At 28.7% G+C, this 3,671-nt stretch carries 5 protein-coding genes; all 5 read right to left on the reverse strand.

The window, feature by feature from the left end:
* On the reverse strand, positions 1-599 hold a 599-nt coding region (locus tag SPD90_RS03175; RefSeq protein WP_320924281.1), incomplete at its 3' end, for a DUF6946 family protein.
* A 164-nt stretch (positions 600-763) separates the two neighbouring features.
* The gene (locus tag SPD90_RS03180) at positions 764-1,372 is read right to left on the reverse strand and encodes a DUF3793 family protein (protein WP_320924282.1); all 609 of its coding nucleotides are present in this window, start codon (positions 1,370-1,372) and stop codon (positions 764-766) included.
* Positions 1,373-1,521: 149 nt separating this feature from the next.
* Positions 1,522-2,208 (reverse strand): hypothetical protein, encoded by a 687-nt coding sequence (locus SPD90_RS03185; RefSeq protein ID WP_320924283.1) that lies wholly within the window; start codon positions 2,206-2,208, stop codon positions 1,522-1,524.
* Positions 2,208-2,930, reverse strand: a complete 723-nt coding sequence (locus SPD90_RS03190; protein ID WP_320924284.1) for a hypothetical protein — start codon at positions 2,928-2,930, stop codon at positions 2,208-2,210. Before SPD90_RS03190 ends, SPD90_RS03185 begins: the two co-directional genes overlap by 1 nt.
* 17 nt (positions 2,931-2,947) lie before the next feature.
* Positions 2,948-3,671, reverse strand: a 724-nt coding sequence (locus SPD90_RS03195) for a hypothetical protein (RefSeq protein WP_320924285.1), incomplete at its 5' end; no start/stop codon positions are given.

The raw sequence follows: 3,671 nt of genomic DNA on the forward strand, positions 1-3,671 counted from the left end.
AAATTTTTCTTATTTTTTTCCATCTTAGATTTATCTGCTAACTCAGATTTAAAAGTAATAATAACTAAAACAGCCTTTTTAGCCTTTGCTTTTTCAGCCTCTAATAAAGTCCCCACCGTTGCAGTCAATAATTGATATCTCAAATGCTCATTATTTATTTTAGAATCGTATATACATTCATACAAATATTTTAAACGTTTATATTTTCCTTCAGATGTTTTAGAATCTTTTATTATTTCACATATTGTTTCATCAAATGATTCATCTACCTTAGCTTCAATACCTACTACAACTTCATTTTCTCTAACTAACAATAAATCATGCGTTCTACCTTGTCCTCTAGATTTTAATCCTGTAATTGCTTCTGGTTCTCCTTCTAAAGTTATATCTTGCGGACATTTTATGTCTTTTTCTAAAATATCTTCTAATTCTTGAGGTAAATATCCATTTCCACCTATTATATACTTAGCTAATTCTTTTGCACTTCTACCATCTTTCCAATGTTTATCCTTGTCCATAGGTGGCGCATAATTATACCAATCATCTACTGAATTAATTTGATTTCCTTTTTTGCTTAAATTTACTTTGTATTTTTGCATAAGCTTCCCTCCAAACAATATTTCCCCTAAAATAATTATATTTCAATTTTCTTCAAAAACCAACCTCAACTCTAACAAACTCTCCTCTTATAATTTTTTCAATCTAAATTTGGCAAAATAAAAAAAGCATTGCATATTTCTACACAACACTTTTCACATTATAACTATATAACCTCTCTTAACTCCCAAACCGAAAGCCTATCAACCATCTTTTTCATCTTCTCTTTATCTCTAGCAAATCTATTATAAATCTCATAAGAAGCCTCTACATCTCCATAAAATCTCCAGCTACAAACGCAAGTAAAATCCTTATTGCTATATCCCATAAATCCTAAAACATCCTTCAACGGATACCCTAAGAAAATCCCTATTTCATCTGGAAATATTTCAGATTCCAGCCTAGATACAAGTTCATCCATATAAGCCTTCAAACTATACTCTTTTGGATATCCTAAAAACTTCAAGAAATTCCTGCATTTCTTATTTTCTAAGCACTTTATCATAGAGTCTTCGTTTATAAATAAAATTCTTTTACTATTATCATGTTTAGTAATTACTCGGTATTTTATCTTTGAACAATCTTTAAAAAACTTTTCGATTTCTTGAAGCTTCATCACTCTTTCTTCGCTGCTTCCAGGTATATTCACTATTTCTGATGGCTTTGATCCTAAAATTACAGGTCCTATTAATCTTATTATTCTTTTTATATATGATGAATTTATTTTATTTTCGCAGTATTTATTTTCACATTTATTTTGGCAAATTAGATTCATGATTATCTCCTCCTTAATTGATAATAATTATCATCTTATATCATTATATTCCTGTTGATAATAATTGTCAATTAATTTTAATAATCATATATTAATATAAAAATCAGTAACAGATACTTTCATCCATTACTGATTCAATTCAAACCAATCTAAAATTTAGACTTCATTTTATTTCTCTCTTCTTCCTCTTCCTTCAACTTTTTCTTATAATATTCTGTAATATTAATCTCCTTATCCAAAGTGACATCTTGTGTAGCAGCCACTTCTTCATTCAACACAGATGTTTGTTTTTTAGGTTGCTCCTCTACCTTTTTAAGTTTATCATTTTTTTCTTCTTGTAATTTACACGCCAAATTAGATTTATTTTCTTTTTTAGGAAGTTTTACACCTTGACCTTTTTTATCTTCTTTTTTTTCTTGAAGATTTCTATTTACGTTTTTATCACAGAATATGACAGTATATTCAAGAGGGTTTCTACCAACGTTAAATCTGTAATACTCTCTATTAGCTACATTTCTTAAAATAATCCCCTGATTTGATAACTTAGAAGTATGAAATGCTCTTATTTTTTCTTTATTCCAAAAGCTTTCATTTGCTATATCAAAATCAGAAAAATCAAGTTCTACACTATTATCTGTTATGATTAAATAATCTAGCTCTTGCATTTCTTTTAAGTAAGCTATTGCACCTTTAAACCAATTCATAAAATTTTCACTGTATTCTATCTCGTCTTCGCCACAATCTTGTATTGATTCAAATTTGCCGTTTTTGTATTCGTATACATTTATTTTCTTTTCTCTAATATAAAATAAAACTCTAACTCTGCTTTTTGCCATTATTTATTCTCCTCTTGTATTCTCGCAGTATCTTTCATATTAGTAATTTTATCATCAATTTCATTTTCTGTCATATCAGGATTTAAATTTCTAATAGCTGATTCTATAGCATTTCCTACAGTTGCGTATACTTTTTTATCTATAGTTCCTGCTAAGAAAGAAGCAAAATCTTTTAAATCTAAATCTTCATTTTTAAATGTTTTAATATATTGTCTAGTTTCTGCTACACTCATGTTTTGTCTACCTATTTCTGCGACAAATTCACCTGGTATTTCAAATTCTTCTTTTTCTTCGATTCCTTTTACTAATATAGAAGAACCTACAGCTGTGTATTTCATTTTGTCTTCTTTTGATAAGTTTTCTAATTTTGATTTATCTACTTCTATGTTTTCTCTAAGGTGATTTATGTATTCTTCATATGAATCAAAGTTTTCTGGTTTTACACCTTCTTTTGCTGCTTCTTCAGCCTTCATACCAATTTCTTCTGTTGTTTCTTCTTTATCTTTTAAACCAAATATTTCTGCTATGGCTCCTATTACAATGCTTATTACATCCATAGCTCTTTCTAGTTTTTCAACAGTTAATTTTGCTATAGATGTCACAAGAGCATTAGCAACTGTAGCTACTCCTCTTCCTATCGTACTACAAACTGCAGATACTCCTCTACATAATGCTGATCCCAATGAACTTACTCCACTTATTACTGTTCCTATAATTCCCATATTAAAATTCCTCCTCCTTATTGCCAAATATATAAATTATATTGAAAATACTTTTTATTTATATCATTATTTAAATAATCCTCTATAAGTTTTTCTAAATCGCTTATAAATTTTTCTTTATCGTCTTCGTCTCTATAATACAAACTAAAAAGTACTTTTGCCACAAAATTTTTATTAAATTGTTCTACAAAGAACTCTAACTCTTCAGCTAAATTTTTATCATAAACTTTTAATTTTGTACTTACTTCTGCTTCATTTAAAAAGTTTTCATATTCTCTGATAAATTTATTTTCTAAAATACAATTATTAAACTTCTCAAATTCTTCAAAACTAGGTTTCTCATCAAAGGCATCTAATCCCAAGAAAATTCCTTTCTTATAGGTATCACAATAAAACTCAACAGCTCTTCTTCTTAAATCCTTTTCATCAGGTTCTTCTCCTCCAGTAGTATCACTAGTTCTGTCAATTTGAACCTGAACAGCCTTTTGGAATCCCTGTGTAAATACCACAGCTCGTCCAACTTCAAGGTTTGATAAGAATTCCTTTTGTTCATCAGATAAAACCATAGTATTACCTATCGCCTCTTTATCATCTTGGGCAAATATCTTATGGACAATCTTTGTATTAGTATTTTTAAGAACCTCTGATGTAAGTTTATTTGGAATTTGGTCTACTATCACAAGTGATTCACCGTATTTACGGATTTCTGCTAACATATCTGTAAAAGTTTCTACACCTTGC

The organism is Intestinibacter sp. (genome assembly GCF_034113885.1).
GTDB lineage: Bacteria > Bacillota > Clostridia > Peptostreptococcales > Peptostreptococcaceae > Intestinibacter.

Bases quoted from the DNA above. Each gene is read 5' to 3' on its own strand.
- SPD90_RS03185 (WP_320924283.1), bottom strand. From the start codon at position 2,208: ATGGCAAAAAGCAGAGTTAGAGTTTTATTTTATATTAGAGAAAAGAAA.
- SPD90_RS03180 (WP_320924282.1), bottom strand. From the start codon at position 1,372: ATGAATCTAATTTGCCAAAATAAATGTGAAAATAAATACTGCGAAAAT.
- SPD90_RS03190 (WP_320924284.1), bottom strand. From the start codon at position 2,930: ATGGGAATTATAGGAACAGTAATAAGTGGAGTAAGTTCATTGGGATCA.